Source organism: Mucilaginibacter sp. HD30 (assembly GCF_054061755.1).
Genome location: NZ_JBSSEO010000001.1, coordinates 4,302,056 through 4,328,976, shown reverse-complemented (window position 1 = coordinate 4,328,976; position 26,921 = coordinate 4,302,056). Strand labels below are relative to the sequence as shown.

Annotated in this window: 19 protein-coding genes and 1 pseudogene; 15 read left to right on the top strand and 5 right to left on the bottom strand. The window is 43.2% G+C overall.

All coding sequences use genetic code 11. The annotated features are described in order from the left end of the window. The first annotated feature begins 15 nt into the window (after positions 1-15). Genes glgX through ACVW2L_RS20265 form a run of 5 tightly spaced genes read left to right on the top strand, consistent with a single transcriptional unit; the run spans position 16 to position 10,911 of the window. Positions 16-2,166: a glycogen debranching protein GlgX gene (glgX, locus tag ACVW2L_RS20285; protein WP_457129777.1), complete on the top strand. Its 2,151-nt coding sequence runs from the start codon at positions 16-18 to the stop codon at positions 2,164-2,166. Next, positions 2,144-3,964 (top strand): malto-oligosyltrehalose trehalohydrolase, encoded by a 1,821-nt coding sequence (gene treZ / locus ACVW2L_RS20280; protein ID WP_457129776.1) that lies wholly within the window; start codon positions 2,144-2,146, stop codon positions 3,962-3,964. Before glgX ends, treZ begins: the two co-directional genes overlap by 23 nt. A 1-nt stretch (position 3,965) precedes the next feature. Then, complete coding sequence (gene treY, locus ACVW2L_RS20275) at positions 3,966-8,009, top strand: malto-oligosyltrehalose synthase (RefSeq protein WP_457129775.1); 4,044 nt, start codon at positions 3,966-3,968, stop codon at positions 8,007-8,009. Between the two features lie 58 nt (positions 8,010-8,067). After that, complete coding sequence (locus ACVW2L_RS20270; RefSeq protein WP_457129774.1) at positions 8,068-9,855, top strand: glycoside hydrolase family 15 protein; 1,788 nt, start codon at positions 8,068-8,070, stop codon at positions 9,853-9,855. Then, a complete protein-coding gene (locus ACVW2L_RS20265) occupies positions 9,856-10,911 on the top strand; it encodes a mechanosensitive ion channel family protein (protein ID WP_457129773.1) in 1,056 nt (351 codons plus the stop codon). A gap of 193 nt (positions 10,912-11,104) precedes the next feature. On the opposite strand, the gene ACVW2L_RS20260 is transcribed toward ACVW2L_RS20265, so the two are convergent. Both ACVW2L_RS20260 and ACVW2L_RS20255 read right to left on the bottom strand, forming a co-directional pair. Further along, positions 11,105-12,313, bottom strand: a complete 1,209-nt coding sequence (locus tag ACVW2L_RS20260) for a zinc dependent phospholipase C family protein (RefSeq protein ID WP_457129772.1) — start codon at positions 12,311-12,313, stop codon at positions 11,105-11,107. Between the two features lie 272 nt (positions 12,314-12,585). Continuing rightward, positions 12,586-13,476 carry a winged helix-turn-helix domain-containing protein gene (locus ACVW2L_RS20255; protein ID WP_457129771.1) on the bottom strand — a complete coding sequence of 297 codons (891 nt, stop codon included), beginning with the start codon at positions 13,474-13,476 and terminating at the stop codon, positions 12,586-12,588. Positions 13,477-13,591: 115 nt separating this feature from the next. Between ACVW2L_RS20255 and ACVW2L_RS20250 the strand changes: the two genes are divergently transcribed. The 6 genes from ACVW2L_RS20250 (at position 13,592) to ACVW2L_RS20225 (ending at position 18,383) form a co-directional block, all read left to right on the top strand. Next, entirely contained in the window at positions 13,592-13,804 is a 213-nt protein-coding gene (locus ACVW2L_RS20250; protein WP_457129770.1) for a hypothetical protein, read from the top strand. Beyond that, the gene (locus ACVW2L_RS20245; protein ID WP_457129769.1) at positions 13,804-14,277 is read left to right on the top strand and encodes a WD40/YVTN/BNR-like repeat-containing protein; all 474 of its coding nucleotides are present in this window, start codon (positions 13,804-13,806) and stop codon (positions 14,275-14,277) included. The genes ACVW2L_RS20250 and ACVW2L_RS20245 overlap by 1 nt, the downstream gene beginning before the upstream one ends. A 53-nt stretch (positions 14,278-14,330) precedes the next feature. Next, positions 14,331-15,353 (top strand): ligand-binding sensor domain-containing protein, encoded by a 1,023-nt coding sequence (locus ACVW2L_RS20240; RefSeq protein WP_457129768.1) that lies wholly within the window; start codon positions 14,331-14,333, stop codon positions 15,351-15,353. A 169-nt stretch (positions 15,354-15,522) separates the two neighbouring features. Next, entirely contained in the window at positions 15,523-16,380 is an 858-nt protein-coding gene (locus tag ACVW2L_RS20235; protein WP_457129767.1) for a hypothetical protein, read from the top strand. 46 nt (positions 16,381-16,426) lie between these two features. Beyond that, on the top strand, positions 16,427-16,729 hold the full coding sequence (locus ACVW2L_RS20230) for a hypothetical protein (RefSeq protein ID WP_457129766.1): 303 nt from the start codon (positions 16,427-16,429) through the stop codon (positions 16,727-16,729). 94 nt (positions 16,730-16,823) lie between these two features. Beyond that, positions 16,824-18,383, top strand: a complete 1,560-nt coding sequence (locus ACVW2L_RS20225) for a carboxylesterase/lipase family protein (RefSeq protein WP_457129765.1) — start codon at positions 16,824-16,826, stop codon at positions 18,381-18,383. A gap of 70 nt (positions 18,384-18,453) precedes the next feature. On the opposite strand, the gene ACVW2L_RS20220 is transcribed toward ACVW2L_RS20225, so the two are convergent. Then, complete coding sequence (locus ACVW2L_RS20220) at positions 18,454-19,530, bottom strand: DUF922 domain-containing protein (protein WP_457129764.1); 1,077 nt, start codon at positions 19,528-19,530, stop codon at positions 18,454-18,456. A 160-nt stretch (positions 19,531-19,690) separates the two neighbouring features. On the opposite strand from ACVW2L_RS20220, the gene ACVW2L_RS20215 reads away from it, so the two are divergent. The 4 genes from ACVW2L_RS20215 (at position 19,691) to ACVW2L_RS20200 (ending at position 22,147) form a co-directional block, all read left to right on the top strand. Beyond that, complete coding sequence (locus tag ACVW2L_RS20215; RefSeq protein ID WP_457129763.1) at positions 19,691-19,930, top strand: hypothetical protein; 240 nt, start codon at positions 19,691-19,693, stop codon at positions 19,928-19,930. A 109-nt stretch (positions 19,931-20,039) separates the two neighbouring features. After that, positions 20,040-20,816 carry a helix-turn-helix domain-containing protein gene (locus ACVW2L_RS20210; protein WP_457129762.1) on the top strand — a complete coding sequence of 259 codons (777 nt, stop codon included), beginning with the start codon at positions 20,040-20,042 and terminating at the stop codon, positions 20,814-20,816. Positions 20,817-20,875: 59 nt separating this feature from the next. After that, on the top strand, positions 20,876-21,388 hold the full coding sequence (locus tag ACVW2L_RS20205) for a hypothetical protein (RefSeq protein WP_457129761.1): 513 nt from the start codon (positions 20,876-20,878) through the stop codon (positions 21,386-21,388). Between the two features lie 129 nt (positions 21,389-21,517). Then, positions 21,518-22,147: a CatA-like O-acetyltransferase gene (locus ACVW2L_RS20200; protein WP_457129760.1), complete on the top strand. Its 630-nt coding sequence runs from the start codon at positions 21,518-21,520 to the stop codon at positions 22,145-22,147. Positions 22,148-22,220: 73 nt separating this feature from the next. Here ACVW2L_RS20200 and ACVW2L_RS20195 read toward each other — a convergent pair whose 3' ends face one another. Continuing rightward, on the bottom strand, positions 22,221-24,260 hold the full coding sequence (locus tag ACVW2L_RS20195; RefSeq protein ID WP_457129759.1) for a M3 family metallopeptidase: 2,040 nt from the start codon (positions 24,258-24,260) through the stop codon (positions 22,221-22,223). Between the two features lie 181 nt (positions 24,261-24,441). Next, positions 24,442-26,707: pseudogene (locus ACVW2L_RS20190) on the bottom strand (aconitate hydratase). Positions 26,708-26,921 lie beyond the last annotated feature (214 nt).

Sequence of the window (26,921 nt, the reverse complement as noted above, 5' to 3'; positions counted from 1 at the left end):
ATTTACCTGATATATATGAAACAAATTGTATACCCCGGGGCCGCCTTTCCCCTTGGCGCAACCTGGGATGGCAATGGCGTAAACTTCGCCTTATATTCTGAAAATGCCACGTTTGTTGAACTCTGCCTGTTTCAGCACGTGGACGATGAACTGGAGTATCTGAAGATACCCGTTACCGAACACAGCAACCTGATATGGCATGTTTACCTGCCTGACGTTAAGCCCGGCCAGCTATATGGCTACAGGGTGCACGGCCCGTACCAACCTGAGAACGGGCATCGGTTTAATCCTAACAAACTGCTTATAGATCCTTATGCCAAGGCAATATCCGGCACCATTGATTGGAACGACGCGCTGTTTGGCTATGAAATAGGGCACCCGGATGGCGATCTAAGCTTTAGTCACCTTGATAGCGCGCCGTTTATCCCCAAGTCTGTAGTGATTGACCCACACTTTGATTGGGGCGATGACAAGCCACCACGCGTAGCCTATTACAATACTATAATTTATGAGACCCATGTAAAAGGTTTTACTAAACTACACCCGGATATCCCGGAGAACATAAGAGGTACTTATGCAGGGCTTGCCCATCCGGCCAGCATTGCCTATTTAAAGACGCTGGGTATAACCGCTATAGAGCTAATGCCGGTGCACTACTTTTTAAATGACAGGCATTTAAAAGACGGTGGCCGCGCTAATTATTGGGGGTACAACACCATTGGCTACTTCGCTCCCCATCCGGATTATGCTGCGGGTAACAAGGTGAGCGATCAGGTTAAGGAGTTTAAGAGCATGGTTAAGGAACTGCATAAAGCCGGCATAGAAGTGATACTGGATGTGGTGTACAACCACACGGGCGAAGGTAACCGCATGGGGCCAACGCTTTCATTTAGAGGAATTGATAATGCAGCCTACTATCGTTTAGTTGATGATAATAAACGGTATAACAACGATTACACGGGCACAGGCAATACCTTAAATGCCAACCTGCCCAATGTACTGCGCCTGATGATGGACAGCCTGCGGTACTGGATACTGGAGATGCATGTTGACGGTTTCAGATTTGACCTGGCCGCCACCCTTGCCCGCGAATTGCATGAGGTTAACCGCTTAAGCGCATTTTTTGATATTATACACCAGGACCCGGTTATATCTCAGGTTAAATTGATAGCTGAGCCGTGGGATATTGGTGAGGGGGGCTACCAGGTAGGTAAGTTCCCGCCGGGCTGGGCCGAATGGAACGGCAAATACCGGGATGACATCCGCGATTATTGGAACGGCTCTGATAATATGCTCGCTGATTTTGCCGGACGCATTACGGGAAGCGCCGACCTCTATGAAGCTTACCGTCGCCCTACGGCAAGCATCAATTTTGTAACCGCGCATGATGGCTTCACCCTGCATGATCTGGTATCATACAATGAAAAGCACAACGAAGCAAACGGCGAAGATAACAACGATGGCGAAAGCCATAACCGCTCGTGGAACTGCGGTGCAGAAGGCCCAACGGATGATTCTGGCATTAAGGAACTGCGAGCAAGGCAAAAGCGAAACTTTCTAACCACACTGTTCCTCTCGCAAGGGGTGCCGATGCTGGTAGCCGGTGATGAAATGGGCCGCACGCAGCAAGGTAACAACAACGCCTATTGCCAGGATAACGAAATATCATGGCTGCATTGGGAAGATCAGGATGAAGAATTACAGGAATTCACTCGCCAGCTTATCCATCTGCGTAGGGAACATGCTGCCTTTTCAAGAAAAAACTGGTTTAGAGGCGAGCCGATAAAAGGAGATGGAATTGAAGATATCGCATGGTTTTTGCCCGATGGATCGCATATGATGGAGGAGCACTGGCAGCAGGACTTTGCCAAATCAGTAGCCGTTTTTCTAAATGGTCAGGGGTTACACGCGGTTAACTCAGAGGGCAACAAGGTTATTGATGATAACTTTTATATCATATTCAACGCCCACGAAGAGTCACTGGATTATAAGCTGCCGGAAAGGAATTATTCAATGGATTGGCAGGTTTTGATAGATACAAGTAAGCCAACTTTTAGTCCGACTGATAAAATATATAATGCAGAAGAGGTGGTTCATGTAGAAGGCCGGTCGGTTATTTTATTACAGCATCAGTTAATACAAGATGACAGGAATAAACATTTATAAGCGGACGATAGGCGTCAACTTTAATAAAGACAGCCTCGCTGAGATTGTTCTTTGGTCCCCGCTTGCCAATACCGTTAATATCAGTATTGACGATAAAATACTGCCCTTAAACAGCGAAGAGAAAGGATATTGGACCTTAACCACAGCCGAATTAAAGCCGGGCATGAGTTACGGGTTTGTTATTAATGGCAAAGACGCATTGCCTGATCCGGCCTCACTTTATCAACCCGAGGGGGTGCATGGCCTGTCATTGGCTACTAAAATAAATAACTTCAGGTGGACCGATCAAAACTGGCAAAATGTAAAGCTTAAGGACTACCTTATTTATGAGCTTCACACCGGCACATTTACTCCCGATGGCACATTTGCAGGCATTGAAGATAAGTTGGATTATTTGGTAAACCTCGGTGTAACTGCCATTGAAATAATGCCCGTTGCGCAATTTCCGGGTGAGCGTAATTGGGGATATGATGGCGTTTTTCCATTCTCAGTGCAAAATAGCTACGGCGGGCCGGTAGCACTGCAAAGACTGGTTGACACCTGCCATCAAAAAGGGCTGGCGGTTGTGCTGGATGTGGTTTATAACCACATGGGGCCAGAGGGAAACTACCTCGGTCAATATGGCCCTTATTTTACCGAAAAGTATAAAACGCCCTGGGGAGGTGCCATAAATTTTGATGACGCCTGGTGCGATGGCGTGCGCCAATACTTTATAGAAAACGTATTAATGTGGTTCAGAGATTTCCATATTGATGCCTTGCGTTTAGACGCTGTGCATGCTATAAAGGATTTAAGCCCTAAGCACATCCTTCAGGAAATGAAGGAGTATGTTGACGAGTTAAAGCAAGCAACCGGTCGGGAACATTATCTTATAATAGAATGCGACCTTAATGATACGCGGTTTATCAAACCAATTGCAGAGGGCGGGTTCGGGATTGATGCCCAATGGACGGATGAATTTCATCATGCATTACGGGTAAGCGCGGGCCAAAAACGCGATGGGTATTACGCCGACTTTAACGGAATTGAACATTTGGCAAAGGCTTATGTCGATGCATACGTATATGATGGCCAATATTCAGAGGAACGCCATAAATCGTTTGGTGTTAAAACCAATGGCCATGCAGGGCAACAGTTTGTAGTTTTCTCGCAAAATCATGACCAGGTAGGCAACCGCATGTTGGGTGAGCGTACAAGTACGCTGGTAAGTTTTGAAATGCAGAAGCTGCTGGCTGCAGCCGTTATATTAAGTCCTTACCTGCCATTGTTGTTTATGGGCGAGGAATACGGGGAACCTAATCCATTTCAATATTTTGTAAGCCACACTGATCCTGATTTAGTGGAAGCCGTTCGAAAGGGCCGTAAGGAAGAATTTAAAAACTTTATGAATGAAGGGGAAGCACCGGATCCACAGGCTGAGGATACGTTTGCAAATTCCAAATTGCAATGGAATGTAATTAAACAAGAGCCACATCAAACAATGTTTAATTACTACAAAGCACTTATCAAGCTTCGTAAAACTAATACCATATTGAAAAATAACAACCGCGAGACTATACATATCACGGTTAACCAACCACAAAAGGTATTGATATTAAAACGATGGAATGCAGAACAAGAATTGCTTTGCCTGTTTAATTTTTCTGACAAACCAGAGAGTGTCAATTTAAGTGGAAACTGGACCCTGCTTTTTGAATCATCAGCTAAGCAATGGAATGGTATAGCAGATGCGCCGCAAATTATGAATCGTGACGGTGTCACACTGCAACCGGAATCAGTAATTATTTATACGCAATAATATGTTTGATCCCGCATCAACCTATCGCATACAATTTCATAAAGATTTTACTTTCAAAAATTTGCAAAGTATCATTCCCTATCTGCATCAATTAGGAATTAAAACGCTTTATGCGTCCCCCCTGTTTGAAGCTACACCCGGCAGTTCACATGGATATGATGTAGTTGATCCGTTAAACATCAATCCTGAAATTGGAACATTGGATGAACTACGTGCAATAAGTGTACAATTGAAAGAACTGGGTGTAAGTTGGCTACAGGATATTGTGCCTAACCACATGGCCTATCATCCAAATAACAAATGGCTTATGGATGTGCTGGAAAATGGTAAGGGATCGGCGTACGCATCTTTTTTTGATATAGGCTGGGATAGCGATGTTTATAATGGCCGTATAATGGTTCCATTTTTAGGTCTGCCGTTTGATGAAGCCGTTGAGCAAAAGCAAATTCAAATGATCAAGAAAGACGGCAAACTGTACTTTGATTATTTCGGTCAGCAGTACCCGGTAAAAGTTGACGCGCCGAAAATATTTACTCAGGCATATTTAAAAAAAGTTAATGCTGATTCTGAATCCCTTAAAGAAATTTCAAATAGGCAGGCCTATCAGCTATGCCACTGGCAAGAAACAGACAGACAGATAAATTACCGCAGGTTTTTTACGGTTAACGGCCTTATCTGTTTAAATGTACAACACGAAGAAGTGTTTTTACATTATCATAAACTTATTAAACAATTGCTTGACGAGAGCATTTTTCAAGGACTGAGGGTTGATCATATTGATGGATTATATGACCCAAAAACCTATTTGCAGCTACTGCGTGAATTGGCTGGTCCTGACACTTATATCACCGTTGAAAAAATACTGGAAACCGGAGAAGCCTTCCCCTTTGGCTGGCCGGTTCAGGGCAACACCGGCTACGATTTTTTAGCCGTGGTTAACAACGTTTTTACCAATACCAAAAGTGAGCGTGCGTTTACCAATTATTACCAAAAGCTTATGGCCGGTGGTGATGATGTTGAGCGGGGAATACTGGAAAAGAAAACTTTTATTCTAAAGCAGCACATGGCTGGTGAGTTAGAAAATCTCTACCAGTTGTTTAAGAGCGTTGACCTGGCTCTGGTTGACGAGATTGCCGCAATTGGGGGCAGTTTAAAAAACGCAATTGCACAATTGTTGATCTACTGCCCGGTATACCGCTTTTATGGCAACACAATGCCACTAACCGAGGCAGAAGCCAAAGCTTTGATTAGTGTAATGGATTCGGCAACTAAAGGCAATCCCGATTTGAAACACGCATTTCAGATATTAAAGTCAGCATTATTAGAACGCACACAGCATGGAAATGTTGATTACAACGATCGTGCCTTGCACTTCTATCAACGCTTGATGCAATTTACCGGCCCCTTAATGGCAAAGGGAGTAGAAGACACCCTGATGTACACCTATAACCGCTTTATTGGGCATAACGAAGTAGGCGACTCAGCGGCTTCCTTTGGCATTACTACTGATAAGTTCCATGGCTTAATGATTGATCGGCAGCGCAATTGGCCGCTTTCACTTAACGGGACATCCACACACGATACCAAGCGCGGCGAGGACGTTCGTACACGCCTAAATGTGCTTACGGATATTCCCGACGAATGGTTCAGGCTGGTTAAGCAATGGCAGCGTATAAATTCAGGCTTAAAAACAAACACCGCCCCCGATGAGAACGATGAATATTTTATTTACCAATCAATTTTAGGCGCGTACCCTATGCCCCAAAGCGGCGACGATAACATTATCCAACGCATGCAAGAGTACCTGATAAAAGCACTGCGCGAGGGTAAAAAGAACTCTGATTGGGCGGCACCAAACGAAGTATATGAAGAGGCAGTAAAAAATTTTATAGTTAAGCTGCTGGATAAAAAAAGCGATTTTATGCAAAGTTTTATCCGCTTTCATCAGCGCGTTGCCGATTACGGTATCATCAATTCGTTGTCGCAGATTTTACTAAAGTTCACTTGTCCGGGGGTGCCTGATGTTTATCAAGGTTGTGAGTTGTGGGATTCGAGCCTTGTTGATCCCGATAATCGCCGACCGGTTGACTATCAAACGCGAAAACAGTATTTACAGAAAGAAAATGATGTTTACAGCGCTCAGCAATGGCAGCAGCTATGGGAAAAACGTTATAACGGCGAAATAAAACTACAGCTAACGCAACGCTTGCTGCATTTACGTTCTGCCGATACGAAGGTTTTTGCTACAGGTGAGTATAGGGAAATAACCGTAATAGGGAAATATAAAAATAATATCCTGGCTTTTGCGCGGCAGCATGGTGCAACCTGGTATGTTACTATTGTGCCTTTACATATGGCCGAACTTGGAGCAGACAATGCAAAGCCGCTGGAATTTGATTGGCAGGATACAGCAGTGGTACTGCCAGACGGAGCACCGCGTAATTGGGAAAATCTATTGGCTATCGAAAAAGGTTATGCTGCGGAGACTTTACCTGTCTTAATGCTTTTTAAAGACATACCTGTTGCATTGTTAAAACTGGAAAGGCCCGCTCACCGTGGAGCAGGATTATTACTACATATTACATCGCTTCCGTCACCGTTTGGGTCGGGCGATATTGGCCCTGAAGCTTATAAATTTATCGATTTTCTGTTTAGCAGCGGGCAGCGCTATTGGCAAATGCTACCGGTAAACCCTGTTGATAAAGGAGCCGGTTATTCGCCTTATAGTGCAAATTCAAGTATAGCAGGTAACACCTTATTGATAAGCCCGGAGTTATTGGTTACTTATGGCTGGTTAAGCGCAGAAGATATTTCGGGTCTTTATCTGCCATCAACCAACCGAGCCGACTTTGATCAAGCCGTAGTGTTAAAGGCCAAACTGTTTGATAAAGCTTATATCAACTTCATTAAGACAAGCAGTGACCGGCTGCAGGAATTTGAGCAATATAAAGCACTTGAAGCATATTGGTTGGACGATTTTGCATTATATCAAGTGTTAAAGCAGACCAATAAGAACATGCCGTGGTATGAGTGGGAAAAGCCTGTTAAAAACCGCGATAAGGCGGTGCTTGAAAGAGTAACCCGTGAAAGCAGCGAACGCATAGACAAAGAGAAATGGTTGCAATACATCTTTAGTAAGCAATGGGCGCAGCTTAAAGGTTATGCAGAAAAAAAGGGCGTCATTCTATTTGGAGACATGCCCTTTTACATCAGCTATGATTCGGTTGATGTATGGTCTCATCCGGAATTTTTCAAGCTAGATGAACAAGGCAAAATTGAGGGGATAGCCGGCGTGCCGCCTGATTACTTTTCGGCCGAAGGTCAGCTTTGGGGCATGCCTGTTTACAATTGGGAGGTTTTAAGGCAGGATAATTATAATTGGTGGGTGCAGCGTATCCGCAAAAATCTGGAATATTTTAATCTGATCAGGCTTGATCATTTCAGGGCATTCTCTGCCTATTGGGAAGTTTCAGGAAGTGAACAAACCGCCATTAACGGCAAGTGGGTGCAAGGCCCGGGAGTGGATTTTTTTGATAAAATTAAGGCGCAATTAGGCCACCTGCCCTTTGTGGCCGAAGATCTGGGAGATATTGATGACGCCGTTCATGAGTTGCGGGATGAGTTTTGCTTGCCTGGCATGCGGGTGCTGCAGTTTGCGTTTGGCGGCGAAACAGCAGTATCCGACCACGCCCCCCACAATTACACCACAAACACCTTTGCCTATACAGGGACACATGACAATAATACCTTAAAGGGCTGGTTTGCTCAAGACGTAAATAAAGTAAGTCGCAAAGCTGTTAGTGATCTCGTCGGTCAAAGGGTTTCTGAAAAAAACATCTGTAGCGTCTTGATCCGTCAATGTTATGGTTCGGTAGCTAAAACAGCCATTGTACCGGTTCAGGATGTGTTAGAGCTGGACGGCTCGCAACGTATGAACCTGCCCGCATCTGCCGATGGAAATTGGACATGGCGGCTAACCGATAATCAGCTTAGCGACGAAACAGTTAAGAAGTTACAGCGCTTAACTATGCTGTTTAACAGATAAGATTTCTCTTTTTGATAACAAATTCGGTTAAAGGTTGTTGAAAAACAAAATAGAACTCATGGCGAAACACACTTATCAAACAGGCATTATAGGCAACTGCAACTTTTTGGCACATGTTAACCTCAATACCAACATTGACTGGATGTGCTGGCCCCGTTTTGATAGCCCCTTTGTGTTTGGCGGAATGCTTGATCAGCAAAAAGGCGGTGAGTTTTCCATTTTACCTGTTGGAGAGTATACCTCAAAGCAAGTATATGCAGAAAACACCAACGTATTGCGTACAGACATAACCTGCAAAAATGGAAGATATCGTATAACCGATTTTGCACCGCGTTTCAGGCAGTTTGATCATTTCTACAAGCCCCTTATGCTGATTAGAAAGATAGAGCCGCTGGAAGGTGCACCGCGTATTCGTGTTAAATGCAAGCCTGTGTGCGATTACGGCCGCAAATACCAGGATGTACTGCATGGAAGCGATAATATCAGATTTACCGGATGCGGCGAAACAATGGGTTTATCAACCAACGTTCCGATTACCTACCTGATTGATGAAGAGTGCTTTGCCTTAAATGAAACAAAATATTTGATACTGAATTATGGGGAAGTTTGGAGTGGGCCTTTAGCCAGCACCTGCGAACACTATTTGCGGGAGACCATTGAATATTGGCGGCTGTGGATAAAGCACTCGTCTATTGCGCTGTTTTATCAACCATTTGTTATCCGCTCTGCATTAGCGCTTAAAATACATCAATACGAAGATACCGGTGCTATAATCGCCGCAAGCACTACCAGCTTACCCGAGTTTCCGGGGAGCGGGCGTAACTGGGATTACCGCTTCTGTTGGCTGCGCGACACCTATTATGTGCTTACCTCGCTTAATCATATTGGTCATTTTGAAGAGATGGAGCGTTATTTTAACTATGTAACAGACATTTCTTTTTCAGAGAATGATAGCTTCCGATATCAGCCACTTTATGGCATAACCGGTAAAAAAGATCTTACCGAAGAAATAATGGATCATTTGGAGGGTTATCTGGGTAATGGGCCGGTGCGCATGGGGAATCAGGCATCAGAGCATATTCAGAACGATATTTATGGACAGGTGTCAATTTCGTTGCTTCCATTATACACTGACAATCGTTTCATTTATAGTGAGCGTAAAGATTCTGATAAGTGGATCACATCAGTATTAGACAAGATAGAACGCACCATTGATGAGCGTGATGCCGGTATATGGGAATTTCGCAACATAGCATTGGTACACTGCTACAGCAATTTATTTCAGTGGGCCGGCTGTAACGCGGCAGAAAAAATGGCCAGAACCATAGGCGATACAGCGCTTGAAGAACGCGCCGCAAAATTAAAGGAACGCGCCGCCGGCCATATTGAAGCTTGCTATGATGCTGAAAGAAAAGTATATACACACGCTGTAGGCAGCCCTTACCTTGATGCCAGTACCCTGCAACTCATCATGATGAATTATATTGATCCTGCTTCGCAAAAGGCGCGTGATCATTTGGCAGCATTAGAAAAAGAGCTTAAAACAGAGAAAGGCTTGTTTTACCGATACCTGCATGCCGATGATTTTGGTAAACCTAAAACCACTTTTCTGATCTGCGCCTTTTGGTATGTAGAGGCGTTGGCCTGTGTGGGCCGGGTAGATGAAGCTGTAGAAGAATTTGAAAAGTTATTGAAATACTGCAACCATCTGCTGCTTTTCAGCGAGGATGTGGATGGCGAAGACGGCAGCCAGTGGGGCAACTTTCCGCAGGCTTACAGCCATGTGGGGTTGATGAATGCCGCTTACCGTATAGCAGTAAAACTGGATAGACCCGTGTTTTTATAAATGAATAGTATACTTAGCGATTGGTCAAAACTACTTCCGGGCTGGCTTTGGAATATAAGCCTGATTGTAGCTGCTGCGTTGTTAGGATACCTTGTTAAAGTTGTAATAACGATTCTGCTTCATTATTATAAAAACACGAAAGACTACTCGCTTTTCAAGTCGATACTTACTCATTTAAGCAAGCCACTAAATTATTTTGTGCCATTGCTTACCCTAAATGCGCTGCTGCCATTTTTAATGTATGAGGGTGGATACATAGTCTATTTTAAAAAACTGCTTGAAATATTATTGATCATCTCTTTTTCAAACGTCTTGATGAATTCCATTAAGATATTTGAAGACTATGTATACTATGCTTATGACTTTAATAAAGCAAATAACCTTGAAGAGCGTAAAATACAAACGCAGTTAAGGTTTATACGTAAACTTATAGGAGCCTTTATAATAATCATAACAGTGGCCGTGGTGTTACTCACGTTTGATAATGTTAGAAAAATCGGCGCCGGTTTATTAACAGGTGTCGGTATCGGCGGTATTATTATTGGCTTTGCCGCGCAAAAATCCTTGGGCAGCCTATTAGCCGGCTTTCAGATAGCATTTACGCAACCTATACGGATTGACGATGTTTTGGTAGTTGAGGGTGAGTGGGGCAAGGTTGAGGACATTACCCTTACTTATGTGGTACTTAACATTTGGGATCAGCGAAGGTTGATTCTACCAATTACTTATTTCATTGAAAAGCCTTTTCAGAACTGGACGCGCACTACGGCTGAATTGTTAGGGACCGTTATTTTATATGTGGACTACACCTGCCCGGTTGAAGATGTACGTGGCGAATTAAACCGCCTTTTAGCGGAGACATCGCTTTGGGATAAACGGTTAGGCATCTTACAAGTTAGCGATGCCAGAGAAACCACAATGGAATTGAAAGTTATCGTAAGTGCTGCCGACTCGAGCAAAATCGGTGACCTCAGGGCCTACTTACGAGAAAAACTCCTGCAATTTATACAGCAAAACCATGCCGGCGCGTTGCCAAGAATAAGGGTAAATCAATAAAAGTGCCTTCTTGAAGTGCAGTGTAAGCAACAAAAGTATTATGATTTCGTCTCGGAACGGACTTGAATCGATCAATCTTACTTAAAATGCCATACTGCGCAAATCATATAAAAATAGTTCGAGATAGGCCCACTTTTAGTTTACCATTAAAACTTAGCGACACCAAAAAGTATCTTACAGATATAATTCTTTATCAGTATTTTAAAGCTCCGAACATTATCGGCAAATCAGATTGCTTTCTATCATTATCTATTTGATTAACGGCTAAACCCGATATCTCTACTTTACTATAAAACGCAAATATGTTTCGCTGTAGTGCGGGGGTAATTACTGCCCCTTTGTCAATTTGTAGTTTGGCTACCCATTCGTTGTAAGTGGCATCAGCCAGGGCATATTCATTTAAGGCCGTTGGCCTGCCAGTATCATAGTCAATATTGGCAAGCACCAGTTGGCTATTGGCTACCGTGGCCAGCGCCGCATCATAATTAACCATAATGCTATCCATGCTTTGTAAAAACATGTCTTCGCAGGTAACGCCCGGGTATTTAAATCCCATTTTTTTAAGCGGACCTATTTTGGGTAATCTTTGAATTATCCGCGCCAGTGACCTGGCAACAAAACCTGTGTGGCGGGAAGAGGTACTGTATTGTTCGTTAAAACGATTCTGCGGCATGCGCGAACTGAAATTTTTACGGGTAATATTATTACGCGATACTGCAATTCCCACCTTATCAGATCGCCATGCCACGCGGGCCAGTTCCGGAAAAAGATCGCGCACGCCCCAGCGGAAATGAGCAACAGACGATTGGAAATTAGGAAATACCGTAATAATATCCTGCCCATATATCTTTCTGAATGCCCTTTGTAAAACCGGCGTAGCTATTTCAAATCCAATAAAATTATGATACGCAGCACCGGCGTAATTGCCTTTAACGGTTTGGATCACATCAAAAGCAAACTCTATTCTGCTGTGCGAAGCATGATCATCTTCATAAGTAACCACATCGCCAAATTTCTTTTTCAACTCAGGGTAATCTATAGCAACAGACAGGTTAGTTGCCAACGAATGTCCGTACTTATCGGCCATATAGTGCGACATAGCGCCTAAGGCAAAGGCATATTCATCCAGGTTTTGGGCCTCATCAATCAGCGTTGTTACAAAATCGCCGCTCCGTACGTAGTGCAATAAATTGGTAAAGTAAGGGCTGCCAAAGGGCATGTACCCCATGTCGGCTACAAGGCTACCACCATAAGTATAAGCATAAGCGCGTTTTAATTCATCTGCGGTGGCTGAAGGGTATTTTTTAAGCAGTACAGGTTTAATATGATTTACCCATGAGGCATCAATAATTGCCTCGTGTGCTAATATAGAGAAGGCACGGACAGGGGTGAAGACAACCATGCAGCACAAAAAGAGAAGGATTTGTCTGCATTGGTACATCCGTTTCATGATAACTGTACCGTATTATATATTCGCCCGTAGATCACGATACAAATATCGCGCTGCAGTTTAAGCTGAAACTTGCTTAAAATTAAGATTGCGTTAAATAATTAATTCTGAATTGATGGGTGTTGATTTCATTGTAACAAAAAAGACACTTCTTGGTAATCTCTAATTAACAAATAGCTAATTTACAACGCCGGCAGCCATTAATACGGAGCGGAAGTTCAATTTTATGCGCTTATTTCAAGCCTGTATCCCTTACCACGGATAACAACGATATTAATGTCAGGATCAACCTCCAGCTTTTTTCTGAGTTTTGATATAAACATATCCAGACTGCGCCCAACAATAACGCCTTCATCTTCCCAAATCTCTTTTTGCAGCCTGCTTCTCGCTATCGTTTGGTTAGGCGATAAAGCGAAAATGCGTAACACACGGGTTTCGGTACCGGTTAAATCTATGGTGTTTCCATGTATGGTAAGTTTGCGGTGCTGCGCATCGAAAAAAGCGGAGCCTATAGCAATAATGCCGGTATCCTGACTATCCAGTGTCTCCCTCCTCGGCTTGGCAGATCTAAAAAAAAGAAAGCCAACAAAGGCTAAAATAGGCAGGCCGCCCAAAATATATTCACCTGTTGCTGCGCTTAAGCCTGTAAGTTTAAATTTAACATTAATGGTATAACATGCTGTGGGTTGTTTTCGTCCTTTACATGTAATAATATCATCTTTCTTGTTTTTAGATATAGCGTATCCATATACTACACCGGCCTTGCCGCAGTTTAAAACATTGACAACATAATCACGGGCCATGGGGTCCTTAGCCAGCAAACGTCCGGTAGTACTCACCAGCGAGTCGGGGCTAAAAGTAAGCTCGTTCTCAAACCTAATCTGGTATTCATTTTCCGCAATCGTTTCTACAGGCAGCACCCTTGATGTACTATCGCCCGATTGCAAGAGCAGCTCGTGCCCTATTTTTCGGAGCAAGACTTCGCGCCTGGCTATGCCGAAGTTGTCATCATCCTTCAAACTGAAAGCTACGCTGATCACAGCGATAAACGGAAGCAGTACCAATCCTGCCAGGTATTTGCGTTTCCCGGAGAGGAGATTTGGGCTAACATGCATAACGTCAATATTTTATTTACAAAGTTTACATTTTTATTTACAATCCTGATTCTTCAGCCGAAAATATATCAAAGTAATTTCGCTGAATCAATTTTAACAGGATGAAAATAAAAATATGAAAAGATTATTTGCGTTTGTTCCGGCCATGATGGTTGCACTGTTTCTGCTAAATTCTTTTGTACTAAAAGAAAAGGACGCGGCCAGGATATATAAATATAAGCCCGGCCGTATAACCACCGTTTTAAAATCTATTGACGGTGGACAAACATGGCAGGACGTTAGCAAAACGCCGCCGGATATTGATCGGCTTAGGCGAAGGGTAAGGTAGTGCAGTTAGAAGGAGTGCTGATTGCTGCGGATGCAAAAGGGATCATACGCTCTACGGATGATGGCAAACACTGGCGATTGGCAATAAGCGAGGGTGGCGCCGGAATAGCTGTTGAACGCATCAAGGGTGGATTTGCTGCCATAACTTATAACACCACAACCCAATGCAATAAGATACGCATCTCATTGGATAAGAGAAAAACCTGGCGAGCAATTGACAATGACCTTTCGCCTTCCATTTCATCTATTAAGCAAATGGGTAAATATTTAATATGTGGTGACATGGGTGGCCTATTCCGCTCATCTGACATGGGTAAAACATGGAGCAGGGTTCGTTTCGCTATCATTGCTCCCAATGCGTTTCAATTTTACCAACAATACATAATCCGCCCTCCTGTAGATTCTAATAATGTATTAAGGTTATATGTTGCTGGCGATACACTGTATGCTGTAGCTGAGCCTGCCGGATGCTGAAAGACCCATCTCGACCGGGCATTATAAAAAAATGATTTAAATAAATAAAAACTATGAAATACGCACACATTTACATCTTGTTGCTGCTGGCCGCCTTTTGTGCTCCCAGCAAAGCACAGAACAAAGCCGATTTACTAAACAAAACAGCTAACACCCGCGGACCTAAAACTGTTACCCGGAACATCATACAAGATAGAAAGGGCGACGTTTGGATAGCTTCCTCAGAAGGCATTTTTAAATATGATGGGCAATCGTTTACCAAAATTACAGCTAAGGTAAGTTCCGCGCGTTTCTTCTCTGTTTTAGAAGATAGCAAAGGCAACTTCTGGTTCGGCTCAATTGGATCGGGTGTTTACTATTATGATGGGAAATCTTTTAAAAATTTTACAACTAAGAATGGGCTGGCTAATAATGATGTTACCACTATTTATGAAGATAGAACCGGTAACATTTGGTTAGGTACTAACGGCGCCGCGAGCCGTTACGACGGCAAATCCTTCAAAAATTTTACAACGAAAGACGGTTTGCAGAGTAATGATATTAATTCGATCATTGAAGACAAAACCGGAAAACTTTGGTTCGGAACAAGGGGATACGCATCTGTTTATGATGGCAAGAACTTTACAGTCTTAACCCGTAACGGCAAACCGTTTACCAATATCCGTAGCATAATTCAGGATAAAAAGCGCAATATCTGGTTAGGCGGCAACGACGGACTTTGGTGCTATAACGGCCGCACATATACCAAATTGACGGATGACTTTGTTGGCTATGTTTACGAAGACAAAAAAGGGAATATATGGACAAGTTCAGAACGTTCAAATGACAATTTCCCGACTATGCAGACTGATAGCATGCCCAGCGGTTCTGTAAATAGTGCCAAGGGGTGGGTGCTTTCGCGATATGACGAAAAGTTTTTGTTAACGGAAAAGCCAACTGTAACCAAAATAAAACCGGAAGATGGTGTAAAAATTACGCTTTTTGGGATTTTAGAACTTAATGACGGAAGCATTTGGGCTGGCGCCGAGAATGGGATATACCGCTATGATGGATATACCTTTAACAACTTTAAGTAAACGGGGCATGATTCCGATTCGGACTACATTTTAGATAGTTTAAGTACGTGGTACTTAACCGCTTTAGCTATACTTTATAAGCCTCAAGTTGGAAAATTTGAGGCTTTTTTAAATTAATATTGCACATTAGTGGCCGATAAAAAATCACAAGTTAAAAGTATAATTGCATATGCGCGTCAAATTATTACTAGCCTTTGTTTTTGTTACAACAATTGCAGCAGGTCAAACACTTAAAGTGGAAATTGACAATATCTATAATTTTCAACCAAGTAAACTTTCCAAGTCTGAACAGGAAGCAAAGTTTCCGGCAATGGATAAACTTTTTAATAAGATTACTAGTGATACCGCTCGGTATTTACCTCAGTTACGAACTGAATTAATTGCTTCAGGGCACAACCCTTATTTTTATTACGATGGCTGTGCTTTGTTATTTTCATTGTCTAACAAAATCTCTGATAAAAATTTAATAGCACAAACGATTGTAAAAGCCGACCTAGAAGATTTAAACCCTGAATCATACACAAGGATGTTAAATCAATTGGCTAATGAAGGCGTGGATGTAACTGCCGCTGCTTTAAAGATATTAAATGATGATAAATTTTCGTTTTTTCTACCACAGCATGCCTTCACCTTCAATCAGGGATATGCGCTTGCTTATATGCTACTTCCACAAAAAACCACATTGTATGTCGACAATTTGATCGCTATTTTTAAAACTTCAAACCCTGCAGCCCAAAAATCGATACTTATGACTTTGTCGTTTGTTTATAGTTGTAAAGGTGATGCTTTAATAAAAGCGTCCCTTGAAGATAAATCATTAGGTAAAGATGTTAGAGAATTTGCAAAAGATGCAATGGCGCATGGCAAATTAGGGAAAGAAGAAATCAACTACGTCAAAACACTTGATAAGCCTGCATTATTAAATTTGAGAATGATAGCGTTGAAGCGATTTAGTGACGAAGCTGTAGGAGAATTAGACTTAACAACAAAAGTATTGCGCAGGGACGAGAGTTGTCTGCAAAATTAACACACATGGTATCAACAAATGCCTGCCTTTAAATAAGCGAAGCATAATGAAAACCCTAACCGATTTTAAAGCATCACTAAATTTACCACATCCGGATAGCGCGCTTTCTGTGCAGTTAAAAAGTCTTTGGTACGATGGTAAAGGTGACTGGCATAAAGCACACGCGCAGGTTGATCAGCAAGCCGATCGAGCATCTGCGCAGGTACATGCCTATTTACATCGTAAAGAAGGGGACATTTGGAACGCTGATTACTGGTATACTAAAGCAAATTATAAACGGCCTAAAGTATCTCTTGATGAGGAGTGGGAACAATTAGTATTACATTTTCTTAATTCCATTAAAACATAGCTCACCCTCTCCGAATCTGCAATTCGCCAAAAACTTAAAGTTGCAAAACTTTACTAACAAAATAATTAGCTTTGATAAACCAATAAAACCACACATGAAACGCTTAACATCTTTGCTCGCCTCAATACTGTCGGCAGCTTTTTCATACGCTCAAATCCCAACCGCGAAAGTTGCGGAAGGCGCCTTACAGGGAACCATAGAGGGTAATCTTTCAGTTTATAAAGGCATTCCGTTTGCAGCGCCACCAATTGGCAATCTGCGATGGAAAGCACCCCAGCCTGCCGCCAAGTGGACAGGCGTACGTGTAGCCGATAAATTTGCACCAGGCCCTATTCAAGGGGGTAACATCCCGTCTGGTAAAAGCGAAGATTGCTTGTATCTGAACGTTTGGACACCCGCAAAATCAGCCAGCGAAAAGGTACCTGTACTGGTTTGGATCTATGGCGGCGGCTTTAACGCAGGCGCTACTTCTGAGAGCAATTATAACGGCGAAAAGCTGGCAAAAAAAGGTGTTGTACTGGTATCAATAGCTTACAGGGTTGGCCAGCTGGGTTTTTTGGCACATCCTGAGCTGAGCGCAGAAAATCCGGATAAAGTATCAGGCAATTATGGTTTGCTGGATATGATAGCAGGCTTGCAATGGATAAAGAAAAACGTAGCGGCCTTTGGCGGCGATCCAAATAAGGTAACCATTTTCGGCGAATCTGCCGGGGGCATTGCCGTTAGTCAATTGTGTGCATCGCCATTGGCAAAAGGTTTATTTCAGGGTGCTATATCAGAAAGCGGTGGGTCATTCGGTCCATCGCGTGCTATAACTTTCCCCGGCGAAAACATGAAACGCCTTAAAGATGCAGAAGCCGCCGGCGATGCCTATGTTAAAGGCGCAGGCTTTGCATCAATTGCCGATCTGCGCAAAGTTGAAGCGGATAAACTACCGGCCGTGCGCGGTTTGGCCTGGCCCATTGTTGATGGTAAGGTAATACCTGACGATCAGTATAAACTTTACGAGGCAGGGGAATATAATGAAACGCCCATATTGGTGGGCTATAATTCTGATGAGGGTTTAAGTTTCTCGCCACCAAAAACTACTGAAGATTACATCGCCGGCGTGAAAGGGAGATATGGTAAATTTGCGGATGAGCTTGTTAAAGCTTACCCTGCCGGAAACGGCAAGGTTGAAAAAACTGCGCGCGACCTTGCCCGCGATGCCGCCTTTGGCTGGCAAACCTGGGCCTGGGCTAATCTGGTAGCTAATCGTGGCAAGTCAAAAGTGTTTTATTACTATTTTGATCAGCATGCTGATTATCCTGCAGGCTCACCAAAAGAAGGTAACGGCTCGCCCCATGGGCAGGAAGTGGCTTATGTGTTTGGAACATTAAATACCACCAGCCCACAAGCTTTAAAAACCGACGCTGAGATCTCTGATGCAATGGGTACCTACTGGACCAACTTTGCCAAATACGGCGACCCTAACGGTGCCGGCGTACCTAAGTGGCCCGTTTATAATACTACAGGTGGCAATAACGTAATGTACTTTGCCCAAACACCGCATGTTGGCCCTGTACCAAGCGCATCATCGTTAAAAGTACTTGAGGGTTATTTTAAATGGAGACGCTCGCCCGAGGGTGAACAATGGGCGAACAGGCAGAAATAGAGCAAGCCCGGCAAAGCCATAACCACCAGACGCTCCACCGGAACGTCTGGTGAATTGATTGCGTTGTCTATTACTCTGCCAACATTGCATCGATCTTCTTACCCCATGCAGATTGTGCATCTTCATTAATGCCATGGCGGGTTTCTTTGTCGTAAGCTTTTTGTAGCGCGTTCATATCCCGGTAGGAATCGAGGTATTGCATGTTGATAAATGCCTCGTACGTATCGGGTGTTAAACCTGCGGCCAGTATTTTTTTCTGATATTCTTTGACTATACCGCGGGCAATGTCAAAATGCCGCTGCTCATGGTTAAGGCCGTAACTATCGCGTACGTTGCCTGCCCAACTATCGCTTTTAGCAACGTATGTTTTCATTTCCATCTCCACATTAATAACCCCGTTTTTTACTTCCCGGTTTAAGTTATATCCAAAGCCTGGCATTATCATGGCTTCAAATGGACCCGGCGGACGTATTTTCGATTGAAAATCATTCCATTTAAGTGGCCTCGCAGCCGAATAATAAATGGTGTCGCCCTCTGCGCTGTCAGAATAATCAGTAAACTTAAACGAAACGGCTTTAGCCAGCTTTGGATCACGATCAACGTTAGCCTGCATCCAACCGTTAAAATAGACCAGGCCTGATTTTATTACATTCCGTAAGTGGGCCTCAATAACCTCGCTTTTGCCCGGTATCCGCGTATAATGCAACCCGCCCCTGTATTGTATCAGTTGCTGCATGCCATACTCTTTAGGCAGTCCAAAGCTCAGGCCAATCTGAATGCGGCCGTCTACCCCACCGTTGGGTATTATGGTTTCGGTGAGTTTAAAATCTTTAATGCTGATGTTTACCGCCCGCTCTGAGGTGTCTTTTTTTAGGTTACGGCTTATAAATCTACTTATCGCCACGGCGGTGCCTCCTTGCAGATCGGCTTCGTGTATTTCAGATTTACCATTGCTTCCCAACGCCAGTATTGCAATAACCCCCTTTTCGGCGCGGTCATCCGTAACAGAACTGATATAAAAACCCTGCGGCACAATTTGCAATGGATAATCGTTTAGAACGATATCGTTTTTAAGGGTGTAAGAAGTAAGCATTATGCCTGCCGTTGCCAGCGCGCATACTAACCCATAAACTCTTGCATTATACATAGTGCTATTAACGATGGATGACCACCAAAAGTATAATTGAAACCATTGCTGCGGCACCGAATTGATACCACACAAGCTTTTTAAATCCGCGCCAACAATACACTTTACTTTTTGTTATAAAAAATAGACTTCGTGAGGGTCCCGTTAAAATAAATGTATCATGAAAAATCCATTCAAGAAAAAAAATAATACCGCCATTATAGCAACAATTGCCGTAGCCAGCATAGCCGCAGGCGCTGTTGCCTATTTATTTTTAACAGAAAGTGGCAGCAATGTACGTTCCGGCTTAAAGAAAAAGATTAAATCAATAGCCAAAGATGCCGCGGTTGATGCCATTGCCAAACACACCAGGATCCCTAAAAAGGTGGCCAAAGCGGCTGCAGCACATGTTGCTAACTAATCGGCTTAATTAAAACTTATTGATAAACAGTCTTGCATTTTGCAGGACTGTTTGCATTTTATGCCTTTTTGTTTTTACGGTCGACTTAAAAATCAATATATTAGGCATAATGTTGTACAAAGAATATCTGCCCGCGCCCGAATTACGACAATGGGTGGAATGTTATTGGAAATTTGTAGTGCCGGCGAACCACACAGCACCGGCAAACCCTTTTGAGCATGTATATCCACCGGAAGGTGCCTGTTCATTGCTTTTTATAAAAGTTCCGGCTATACATTACAAGGGGATCTTTTTTGCAGGACCATCAACGCAGGTGCATGAGGTTAATGTTTTTGCGGACTCGATAAATGTTGGCATCCGTTTAAAGCCGGGCTATGCTGCCTGCATTAATCCAATTGATCCTGGAGCTATACTTAACTCAAGCTTGTCTGTAACTGAGCCTTTACAATGGCAAACCGATTTTCTAAATAACCTTACTGTTGATTTTGATCGTCCGCAGGTGTTGGATGCCTTGCTGCTTGAACATTGCGCCCCAATAACCATAACACCCGACGAGCGTATTATAAAAGCCGTAAACCTTATAATTAAAAATGCAGGCGACATAAGCCTTACCGCGCTATGCGACCAATGCTTTCTGGGCGAACGGCAGTTGCAAAGGCTGTTTATTAAACACACGGGTGTAGGTATTAAGCAATTTTGCCAGATAAGGCGTTTAAGGCAGGCGGTGGTAGACCTTTACGTGCAGCGCAGGCCATGGGCCGAAATGGTGGTTGAGCGGGGCTTTACAGATCAGGCACACTTTTATAAGTCGTTCCGCAATGTTGCGGCTTACAAATTAGATAGGTTTTTAAACCATATAGATCTAATAGACCACCAATTGTTATAAAGTCGGTTTTGTACAATACTGCATTAAGCCCTGTTGCTAACTTTACCTAAAAAAACAACATGAAAAAAATACTGACTATACTTTTATTATTAGCAGGTTATGCTGCCCATGCACAGGATGCAGTTGCTGAACGTTTAGATAAAATGTCGCACGTTAAATTTTTAGTAGGCCAGTGGAAAGGCACAGGCTGGATGCTGATGGACGGCAAAAAAGAATCGTTTGAGCAAACCGAAAGCATTACTACCAAGCTGGATGGCGGCGTTATTATGGTAGAAGGCATGGGTAAAGTGCCGCAAACCGGTCGCGTTATACATAACGCCCTTGCCATGCTTACCTATGATGTTATTAAAAAACAATACCGGTGGACCTCAACCACAACTGCCGGTTATATAACCGACATAGTGCCTGAGGTGAGCAACGAAAAATTTGTTTGGATGCTGAACTCGCGCGGCGGTAAAATTCGGTACACCATTACTTTAGATAAAGGGGACTGGCTTGAAATTGGCGAGCAATCAAATGACGATGGCAAAACCTGGGCGCAGAATTTTGAAATGCGCTTGAAAAAGATGTAATGATCCGTCAATAATTTTAATCCTGAGTGGTGTAGCACCCACCCGCTACGCTACAAACCTGGTCGTTTTTGAATAGCTATTTATTTTATCGAAATTTATCTGCGACGGATAATCCGTCGCAGATAAAATATGTACAAGGAAATTGACCTGAAAAACTGGAGCCGCTTAGATACTTACAACCATTTCTCTGGTTTTGAGCTACCCTTTTTTAACATCTGCAGCAACGTTGATATCACTCCGGTTTATCAAAAATGCAAGATCAATAAGCAATCCATTAGCCTGGCATTGCAGTATTGTTGCCTGCAGGCTGCAAACACTATCGACGAGTTTAAACTGCGTATACTAAGCGGCGGCGTAGTACAATACAATGTAATACATGCGGGCGCAATAGTGTTGCTGCCTGATAATAACATCCGCTTTTGCATGTATGAGCATACTACCGGCTTTGAAGAATTTGAGTCTAAAGCTTTTGTTACCCGCCAAAATGTTTTAGACACCCGGCAAACCCAACCCCGCAGTCAGGAGCAGGATGTGATACATTTTTCGGTACTGCCCTGGATATCCTTTACCTCTATCTCTCATCCACGCGGGTTGAATAGTAAAATGGAGAGTATCCCCAAAATTACCTTAGGCAAATTTTATAAAAGCGAAGAACGGATCTTGCTTCCTATCTCTGTTGAGGTTAATCATTGCCTGATGGATGGCTACCATTTAGGTTTGTTTAATGAATATCTGACAAAAGCCATTGATAGCTTTTAGGTCATAACACAAGGCCGCCCCATTTTGGAGCGGCCTTGTCAATATTTACATCCGATATTGAAAATCAAAATCCCTACAGTCCTATCGACTTTAAAAATGCTTTTGAATTTGGTTTGCGGCCTAAAAAGTTTTGCAGCATTGTAGCCTCATCCACGGTAGCACCTTTTTCTAATATCAGCTTACGGTATTTTATACCAGTGGTGGGGCTTAGCACGCCATTTTTTTCAAACACCGAAAATATATCTTGCGCGTAAACTTTTGACCACAAGTAGCCATAGTAATTGGCACCATAGCTACTAAGGTGATTGAACGCGTAAATAAAATGCGAACCTTCTACAAAGGGTAACTGTGTCATGCTATACAGATCTTTTGATATCTGCCAGGCGCCTTTTTGTTTGGTTTCGGCATAGCGGTCCTCGTAGGTAAAATCTATCATGCTATAATAAACCTGGGCAATTTCGGCATTACTAATACCCACCAGTCTTGATTTATCTAATTTGTCAAATAAGGCCTTTGGCATTACCTCGCCTGTTTTGTAGTGCTTAGCAAAAAGTTTTAAGCAATCATAGTTCCAGGTAAAATTTTCCATAAACTGTGATGGGGCCTCAACAAAATCTCCCTTTACAGAAAACGCATTTTGCGACGAAATAACCGGGTGACTTAACAGAAAGTGCACAAGGTGCCCAAACTCGTGAAACATAGTTTCCACATCGCCATGTGTAAGCAATGTTGGCTCGCCTGTGGCTCCTTCCGGGAAATTGCAGATCAACGCACCGGTAGGCAGCACTTCCTTGCCTTTATTGTTGTTATAAAACGAAATAGGGAAGCAGGCAAAGTGGGTGTATTTATTAGCGCGCGGGTAAAGGTCCAGGTAAAAGGTCCCCATTTTCTTTCCATCCTTATGTAGCTCATACGTTTTTACTTTGCTGTACCAAACAGGCAGGCCCTTTACCTCTTTAATAGTAAAGCCAAAAAGTTTTTGATAAAAGCCCAACATACGTTCAATGGTATTATTCATTTCAAAATACTGCTTTAGCTCATCGGTATTCAGCTTATATTTATCATCAAGCAGTTTTTTGCCGTAATAAGAAAGGTCCCAGGCGTTTATACCTTCTTTAAGTGCCGGGTTCAAACGGTGCTTAAGTGCGGCCAGTTCTACAGTTGTTTCGGGCACATGCGGACTTAACTTGTCGCGCAGATCATCAAGAAAACTCCAAACATTAGCCGGTGTTGCCGCCATTTTTTGTACCAGGGCATATGCTGCATAACTTTTATAACCCAGTTGCCCGGCCAATTGCTGGCGATAAAAAAGCAAACTGTCTAAAACCTTTACATTGGCCGGGTAAGCGCGGTTATTGTATTTAATAAGCATGGTTTGACGGGTTGTTTCATCGTCGGCGTATTTAGCTATGTTAGTGTAATTAGGGCCATTTACTGTGAGTACATAGTTTCCGTCGGGGCGTTTCCAGGCTTTGTTAATTGTTTCCGGAACGCCTTGTAACTGCGCTGCTGTAAATTTAGCGCTGTCCTTATATTCTGCTATGTTACGATCAAATGTGCTTCCTAAGCCTATAAGTTTCTCGTTGGTTTTTTTAAGTGCTGCACGGCCCGCATCGCTAAGTTTGGTGCCATTTATTTCAAACGAAATCAGCGTTTCGTTAATAAATTTTTTCTGATCCGGACGGAGGGTTTTAGCAACTGCGCTGGTTGAGAAACGTTTTAAAGCCCTGTAAAGATCAACGTTTAACGCAATATCTGAATAATATGCCGATAGCCTGTCGCCCTGGCTTGTACCGGCGTTACGCGTTTTATCATCCTCAAAGGTGGCCCCAATAATGCTTAGCTTACCACCCAGGTCTGAGAGTTTATAGTATAAGTCATCAAACCGATTTAAGGTATTAGCCGCAGTTTGCTTCCCTGTGGGGATGCTTACAACGGCTTTGATCAGCGCGTCGCTTTCATTAATTACTTGCGTTACCGCGTTATTAATAATAGCACTATCTATCTTCTCAAAATGAGTAGGCACGTTAGAGCGGGTGAGCAGGGGGTTAATAGTTTGAGCACAAACGGCCAATGGCGATAGCATCGCCAAAAAAAGTATCTTTTTGAGCATAGTAAAATCAGTTTAAACAAATATATCTTTTTGAGGCGAAAGGTAAAAGCAGAAAGCAAAAAGCTTCTATTGGTCACCCTAACAAGTTGCATAACAAAAACGACGTCCGGAATTTTCCGAACGTCGCCATGCTATAAAATCTAAATAAATCCGAAATCGAAAATTCGAAATCCGAAATCAATTAAGCCATTTGTTTCCTGATGATGTTTAATGCGCCACCAGCTTTAAACCACTCAATTTGCTGAGCGTTATAGGTATGGTTAACAGCAAATTGCTCGGTTATACCATCCTGATGATGCAACACAACGGTTAATTGCTTATCAGGAGCAAATTCAGTCAAACCTAAAACATCAATCTTATCATCCTCGCGAATTTTCTCATAGTCGTTAGTATCAGCAAAAGTAATACCCAGCATACCTTGTTTTTTAAGGTTAGTTTCGTGGATACGGGCAAATGATTTTACCAATATAACGCGCACACCTAAATGGCGTGGTTCCATAGCTGCATGCTCACGTGATGAGCCCTCGCCATAGTTTTCATCGCCAACTACAATTGAACCAATACTATGTGCTTTATAATCACGCTGTGTAGCCGGAACGGGGCCGTACTCGCCGGTTAGTTGGTTCTTAACGCTATCAGCTGTATTGTTAAAATAGTTAATGGCGCCTATCAGCATATTGTTACTGATGTTATCCAGGTGACCACGGAACTTTAACCATGGGCCTGCCCATAGAAATGTGGTCGGTAGTACATTTACCCTTTGCCTTAATTAACAAACGTAAACCTTTAAGGTCAGTACCTTCCCAAGCTTTAAATGGTTCTAATAATTGCAAACGGGCAGAAGCAGGGTCAACCTTTACTGATACCTGGCTGCCGTCCTCTGCAGGGGCTTGATAACCTGCATCTTCAACAGCGTACCCCTGTATTGGCATTTCAATGCCTTGTGGCTCATCTAACTTTACCTGTTCGCCTTTTTCGTTCGTAAGGTAATCAGTAAGCGGATTAAAGGTAAGGTCGCCTGCAATAGCCATAGCGGTCACCATTTCGGGCGAAGCCACAAAGGCGTGCGTATTAGGGTTACCGTCCTGGCGCTTGGCAAAGTTACGGTTGAATGAAGTAATGATAGAGTTTTTGCGGGTAGGGTCATCGGTATGACGCGCCCATTGGCCAATACATGGGCCGCAGGCATTAGCCAACACTACACCACCCATTTGGTCAAAAGTATCCAGATAACCGTCACGATCCACAGTGTAACGCACCAGTTCAGAACCTGGGGTAATGGTAAATTCAGCCTGGGCTTTCAAGCCCTTATCTATAGCCTGCTTAGCTATAGAGGCTGAGCGGGTAATATCTTCGTATGATGAGTTGGTGCAAGATCCTATCAAACCAACTTCCAGTTTTGCAGGCCAGTTGTTTTCTTTAACTGCAGTAGCAAATTTCGAAATAGGCCAGGCCAGATCGGGCGTGAACGGTCCGTTAATATGCGGCTCCAACTCGCTCAGGTTGATCTCAATAACCTGGTCAAAATATGCAGAAGGGTTAGCATAAACCTCGGCATCGCCCGTTAAATACTCGGCAACCGCATCGGCAGCATCGGCAATTTCCGCACGTTTAGTGCCACGCAGGTAAGTAGCTATTTTTTCATCATAGCCAAAAACTGATGTAGTAGCGCCAATCTCGGCACCCATATTACAGATAGTTCCCTTACCGGTAGCGCTTAACGATTCTGCGCCTTCGCCAAAATACTCAACGATAGCGCCGGTACCACCTTTTACTGTTAAAATACCTGCAACTTTTAATATAACATCTTTAGCTGATGTCCAACCTGATAATTTACCTGTTAGTTTTACGCCGATCAGTTTAGGGAACTTTAGTTCCCATGGCAATCCGGCCATAACGTCGCAGGCATCGGCACCACCTACACCAATAGCAACCATACCTAAACCACCCGCATTAGGCGTGTGCGAATCGGTACCTATCATCATACCACCCGGGAATGCATAGTTTTCTAACACTACCTGGTGAATGATACCTGCACCAGCTTTCCAGAAACCAATGCCATATTTGTCAGACACCGAAGAAAGGAAGTCGTAAACCTCTTTGTTTACATCCTTGGCGGTACTCAAATCAGCATCGGCACCAACTTTAGCCTGTATCAGGTGATCGCAATGTACGGTTGAAGGTACTGCAACTTGCGGGCGGCCGGCTTGCATAAATTGCAGCAGCGCCATTTGTGCTGTCGCATCCTGCATAGCAACACGATCCGGTGCAAAGTCAACATAATCTACACCACGCGTGTAAGCTTTAGAAGCATCGCCTTCACTAAGGTGCGCGTATAATATCTTTTCGGTCAATGTTAAGGGTTTACCGGTAGCGTTGCGTGCCGCAGCTATGCGGGTGCTGTACCTGCTGTAAACCTGTTTTATCATGTCAATATCAAAAGCCATGGTTGTATGTCAATTAAAATGAGAAGAAAATGTAAGTAAAACTACATTTCTGCCTTGCAATTTCTTAGAAATGTGGCGTAGAAATGAATATCGGCGAATCTACAAAATATAACAATAAACCCGAAACCAGTGTTTTGCTTAAAATTATTTAGAAATGTTCTGAATTAGATGAGTTTGAGGGAAATCCATATAGATTTCCCACGATTTCCATTGT